Source organism: Nocardia sp. NPDC051900, assembly GCF_044452545.1.
Taxonomy (GTDB): domain Bacteria; phylum Actinomycetota; class Actinomycetes; order Mycobacteriales; family Mycobacteriaceae; genus Nocardia; species Nocardia sichangensis.
Map to the genome: position 1 here is coordinate 1 of NZ_JBITBU010000057.1, position 5,377 is coordinate 5,377.

Here is a 5,377-nt window from a genome sequence, read left to right on the forward strand (position 1 = left end):
CTCGTCCGGGTATTTCTTCGGTGCTGCCACGCGGGGCTCCTTCCCGGTCCTATCGGACCATGCTCAGAGCCCTCCAAGGAAGCGGGGGAACCTCAGTGCGAGGGCTGCGGCCAGCGGGTGGATGCGATGTTTGAGTCCCATACCAGTCACTGCGTAGCGACTGAGGCTAAAATGCGCTGGGATTTCGTTTCGGCAGCGCTTGTTGTACTGGCCGTGTAGCAAGACGCGGTGGTATACCTCCTCGTCATCGGTGATAATGAAGCCGCCCTCCCCTGCCGACAGCGGTTTCGGCCCGTTCATGCTGAAAGCGGCGGCCCGCCCGAACGTGCCGAGCTTCTGCTCACCGATGCTTGCCCCGTGAGCATGGGAAGCGTCTTCGAGCAGCAGCACGCCATGGGCATCCGCCACGGCTTTCAGGCGTCGAATCTGAGCTGGTATCCCCCACATATGCGTTACCACAATCGCTTTGGTGCGCTCGGTGAGACGTCGCGGCACGTCGGCCGGATCGAGGTTGCCGCTGGTGTCGCAATCGCCTAGGACGGGGGTCGCGCCCAGGTGCAGCAGTGGTGTGGCAGTGGCAAAGAAGGTGTAGGCGGGCACAATCACCTCGTCACCCGGCCCGATACCGCACGCGGCGTACATCGAATACAGCGCAGCGGTCCCTGAGCTGGTGACGATGGCATAGCGGGCACCGAAGTAGTGCTGGAGCGCGTCTTCGAGTCGAGCGATGACACCGGAGCGGTCGTAGATCGAGATGCCCTCATCGAGCTGATCCAGGATCGCGATGCTGGTGGCCTCGGTCAGTGGCGGCCATGAAAAATGCGGCGCTGCCTCAGCTATGACGGGTGGACCGCCGAGCAGCGCCAGTGGTGAGGTCACAACAGCTCCTTGGGATTGACGTGGGTATGGGAACGCGCGGCCTCGTAACAGGCGGCGACGAAGGCCATGTGAGCGAGGTTTTCGGCGGGACCGCTGAGGTTCGGTCGGGCGCCGTCGATGACGCGGTGGAAGTAGTCGATCTGGCAGGCCGCGGCTGAGGGCCAGGCTTGCTCACGATGCAGCGACTCGATAACCTCGCCGCTGTTGGTCAGCCGGCGGATGCGGCCACGTTCCAGATGCACGACGCCGTCAGACCCGACGAGCCGGATCTCTTCGGTCTTCGGCCCGATGAACCGCGAGAGCAGCAAGGAGCCATAGAGGCCGCTCTCGTACGAAAAGTGTATGAGCGCGGTGTCTTCGGCGTCGTACCGCCGGTCCGGCCGCGCACCGACCGACAGCTCGGCTGTGATGCTGTCGGGCAATCCGAAGTACCACAGGAGCAGGTCGACGAGGTGGTAGCCCATGTCGATCACGCAGCCACCGCCCGCCTTGGCTGTCTGCCCGCGCCAGCCCTCGGACGGGTCATCGACATGCACGGTGTAGCGGGCGTCGATCAGAAACGGGATGCCGATCTGATCAGCGAGCTGGGGGAAGCTCGTATAGATCGGATTGAATCGCCGTTGCAGCGTGACCATCAGCTTGATGCTGGATCGTTCGCATAACTTCGCCAGTTCGATGGCCTCGATAAGATCAGTGGCGAACGGCTTCTCCTTGAGGACGTGGACCTTATTCTCCGCGGCTGACTCGATCACCGCCCGGCCAACATCGTGCGGCACGCAGACCACTACAAGGTCAAGGGCCTCGGCTTCGAACATTTCGCGGTAATCGGCGAAGCCAGGCACCTGATGCACTGTTTCCTGCTCCCGCACGACACTCGCGTCCTCATCACAGACGGCGGCCAGCTCGACGTGGTGCGAGGCTACGAGTGCTGGTAGGTGATCGTTGATTGCTTGGCGCCCGAGGCCCACGACACCGGCGCGCAGTGTTGTGCTGCGGTCAGCGACACGGCGCGAGGTGCGCCACCCGGGTTCAATGTCCGGGCGGGCGATGCGCGACAGCGGTGCTGCACCGAGCGCGCCTCGGACCGATTCACATGGTCTCATTCGATCCCCCAACTGATCGTTGTGCAGACGGGCCCTGCATATCGGAGCCGTCGTCCCAGACTCACGCACGCGGCACTTCCAGAAGAGGGCAAGTTACGGGGCAGATAGTCTGCCCCGACCCAGCGCCGGTGCTGCTGGATAGACTGAACCGACCGATATCGGCGAGGGGACGCATGCAACCGAACGTGCAACTCCAGCAGCGACGGGAAGCCACACCGTCGCGGGTGACACCTGGTCAGCCAATGGGCCGCGCCGAGCTGGCCGAGGCCGTCAACGCCTACATCTGGCGCCAGCACGGCCAGCGGCGCGAACTCGATGCCCACACCATCGCCCGCTACGAGCGCGGCACCGTCCGCTGGCCCAACAAGCTCTACCGGGAAGCGTTCCGCACCATCCTGCAGGCCACTGACAGTGAACTGGGCTTCGTGCCGAATCGTAGGCGCCGCGAAGCGGCGGCGCAGCCCGACAGCATGCTCGCGATAAACCTGTTCAGCCCATTCTCCCCCGACATCGGTCCAGCCGACCTTTTCGGCCAGTACTCCGACGCCAAGCCGATTGGCCGTGTCGGCATGACCGAGGTCTTCGACATCCAAACAGCGACGCGCACCATCGCGTCGGCGGAGAACCTTCGTGGTGGCGGCTCGATCAGCCTTGTCGCGGGCAGGCAACTTGGCCGCTTCATCCGGCTACTTGACGGAAAGGCATCGCCAGGCACCCGCCGGGCCCTACTCGAAGCGATCGGCAACTTCGGCAGCGTCGCCGGATATGCCGCGTTCGACATCGGTGACCACACGGCGGCTGAGCGGAGGTTCCGGCTCGCATTATGGTGCGCGGACACCGCCGGATCCTGGGAGCTGCGCGCCAGCACACTCGCCGACATGGCACGCAAGATGGCATATATCGGCAACACTGATGGCGGATTGTCGCTTATCGAGCTGGCCCAAGTGCGATCCGATCGGCTATCCGCCACAACCCGCGCCATGCTCAGCGCCCTGCGCGCCCAATACTTGGCCGCCATGAAACGACCCGACGAAGCACTCTCCGAGGTAGCACGCGCCGACGAATACTTTGCCCAGCGCAGCCCCACCACCGACGCACCCTGGCTGTGCTTCTACGAGGAGGCCGAGCACCTCGGCAGCACCGGCAAAGCCCTGATCCCGATTGCACAAACTCGGCACCGAATCGAATTGGCAGCACCCAGGATTCGTCAAGCCGTCGAACTTCAGGCTGCGGAATACCCTCGTTCCCAAACATTTTCGCTCACGCGACTGGCTACCTTGACTATGCAGCTCGGCGATCCGAAGGAAGCAGTGGCCCTTGGAATCCGTGCTGCCATGCAGGCCGACCAGCTCGATTCCCATCGCATCCACAACGAGCTGCAGCGATTGGCCGCTGCTTCGTCACCTCATCGGCGAATGAGCGACGTCGTCGAACTACGCGAGGTCATCACCCGCCGATCTGCTGCGAAGGCAGCACTATGACCGCCACGACGGCATCCAAGGAAGTACTGGCGAAGGCCGCCCAACAAGCCGGGCTCGAGCTGCATCACCCGGAGGCGATCCGCGAAGGATCCCACGCCATGTACCGGGTTGGTGACATCGTCGCGCGGATCGGAAAGCGCGGCAGCCTGAAGGATGCCGAACGGGAGCTGCGAGTGTCGCAGTGGCTCAACAGTTCCGGCATTCCAACGGTGGAGGCGGTATCGGAGCTGCCTCAGCCGATAGTTGTCGACGACCGACCCGCCACCTGGTGGCGCCTCATCCCGGACCATCGGCCAGCCACGCCTGCCGAGCTCGGAGCCATGCTCCGAGCACTCCATTCACTGCCACCGCCAGCCGATCCCGACCTGCCGAGATACAACCCGTTCGGTGACCTTCCCGCCCGGTTGGCGACTGCGGGCACGGCGGACGACGGTGACCGAACGTGGCTGCTGACGCGCTACGACGAGCTTCGCCAGCAATATGACAATCTGCCGGATCCCCTACGCCTCGCGGTGATTCATGGTGATGCCTGGCAAGGCAACCTGGTCGTGCCGCCGTCAGGTATTCCGACGGTGCTGGATCTCGACAAGGTGTCGCTTGGCCGACCGGAATGGGATCTCATTCAACTCGCCGTCGACTACACGGACTTCGCGCGAGTCCTCGAAGCTGACTACCTCTCTTTCGTGAATGCCTATGGCGGCTACGACGTCACGACATGGTCGTCCTTCCGCCTTTTCGCCGACATCCAGGAGCTTCGGTGGGTGGGCTTTGCCATCGGACAAGCCGGAGCAAGCGAAGCAGCTGCACGACAGGCAAAACATCGGATTGAGTGCCTGCGCGGTGAGGTAACGCGGCCATGGCGGTGGGAGGCGCTATAAGCGGAGGCGGAGGCGGAGGGGTTCAGTAGCCCCCATCCCGGTGACACCGCTCACCACGCGTTGGACAACTGTCCGCCTCTACTCACGTTTCCACAGTCGTTCCCGAACCAGCTCATGTCGGAACTTGTGCTGCGCGAGAACAAAGTGTTGCTGGTGCCCTTGCCGAAGGGCGTCATCGGGCCCGAGCCGGCGCAGTTACTCGGCGCGATCGTGCTCGCTGAGTTGTGGGTGGGATCCGGGAACGGTCCGGGACGCCGGAGGACACCCGCACCCGGTCATGGTCTACATCGACGAGGTGCAGGACTACCTGGGCTGCCGACCGACCTCGGCGACGCGCTCGCCACCGCGCGGAGCCCGCGCGCCGGGTTCCACTTGGCGCACCAGTACCAGAAGCAGAGCCCCCGCCGATGCTGGACGCCCTCCAAAACAACGCGTGTCGCCGCTGACCTGATCAAGCAGTTCGGCGAATCCGGCCTCTATCTCGTCCAGCGGCTGGCCGTAACGCTGGCGAGCCAGGCGGCGGATTTCGTTCAGGTCGCTGGTTTCCGGCGGGGGCGGCAGCGTGACACCGGAGGCAAACGGCTGGACGGTGTTATCCGCATCAGGTTCACGTAGGCATGGTGAGCGGCCAGCGCGCCGAAGTCCTCCGGTAATTGCACGGGCGACCCTCCTGCAGGAGGGCGGGCGACTAACAGCCAGCGACCACTCGGCCGACCCACAGCAGCTCGAGGTTCTACCCGATTCTGAGTGCTGCGTGGGGATGGAACCAGCCGCGGGCGTCGTGCGTCCTATAGTCCAGAGGCGATCTGCAGATGTCGGTACGAGGGGAGATGGCATGTCCGATGAGCTCCAGGTCGAGGTCGATCGCCTGCGCGATGCCTCGCGGTTCATCGCCGATAAGGCCCAGATCATCCGGGATCGGGTTACACAACTCGACAATAGGGACTGCCCCCGGTTTGGTTGACTCCTGATCTGTGAGGATGCGTCCTCGCGGTGGAAGGATGACCACCATGCCCAAGCCCTATCCCGAGGAGTT

The 5,377-nt window shown here is 63.9% G+C and carries 6 protein-coding genes; 4 read left to right on the forward strand and 2 right to left on the reverse strand.

Annotated elements, in window-relative coordinates; all coding sequences use genetic code 11:
- Nucleotides 1–63: 63 nt before the first annotated feature.
- Both ACIA5H_RS37405 and ACIA5H_RS37410 read right to left on the reverse strand, forming a co-directional pair.
- Complete coding sequence (locus ACIA5H_RS37405; protein ID WP_397081053.1) at nt 64–879, reverse strand: DegT/DnrJ/EryC1/StrS family aminotransferase; 816 nt, start codon at nt 877–879, stop codon at nt 64–66.
- Nucleotides 876–1,982, reverse strand: coding sequence for a Gfo/Idh/MocA family protein (locus tag ACIA5H_RS37410; RefSeq protein WP_397081055.1), 1,107 nt, complete (start codon nt 1,980–1,982; stop codon nt 876–878). The genes ACIA5H_RS37405 and ACIA5H_RS37410 overlap by 4 nt, the downstream gene beginning before the upstream one ends.
- A 173-nt stretch (nt 1,983–2,155) precedes the next feature.
- On the opposite strand from ACIA5H_RS37410, the gene ACIA5H_RS37415 reads away from it, so the two are divergent.
- The 4 genes from ACIA5H_RS37415 (at nt 2,156) to ACIA5H_RS37430 (ending at nt 5,305) form a co-directional block, all read left to right on the forward strand.
- Entirely contained in the window at nt 2,156–3,463 is a 1,308-nt protein-coding gene (locus ACIA5H_RS37415) for an XRE family transcriptional regulator (RefSeq protein WP_397081057.1), read from the forward strand.
- Nucleotides 3,460–4,341, forward strand: a complete 882-nt coding sequence (locus tag ACIA5H_RS37420) for a phosphotransferase (protein WP_397081059.1) — start codon at nt 3,460–3,462, stop codon at nt 4,339–4,341. The genes ACIA5H_RS37415 and ACIA5H_RS37420 overlap by 4 nt, the downstream gene beginning before the upstream one ends.
- Before the next feature lie 126 nt (nt 4,342–4,467).
- On the forward strand, nt 4,468–4,956 hold the full coding sequence (locus ACIA5H_RS37425) for a hypothetical protein (RefSeq protein ID WP_397081061.1): 489 nt from the start codon (nt 4,468–4,470) through the stop codon (nt 4,954–4,956).
- A gap of 220 nt (nt 4,957–5,176) precedes the next feature.
- Entirely contained in the window at nt 5,177–5,305 is a 129-nt protein-coding gene (locus tag ACIA5H_RS37430; protein ID WP_397081063.1) for a hypothetical protein, read from the forward strand.
- Nucleotides 5,306–5,377 lie beyond the last annotated feature (72 nt).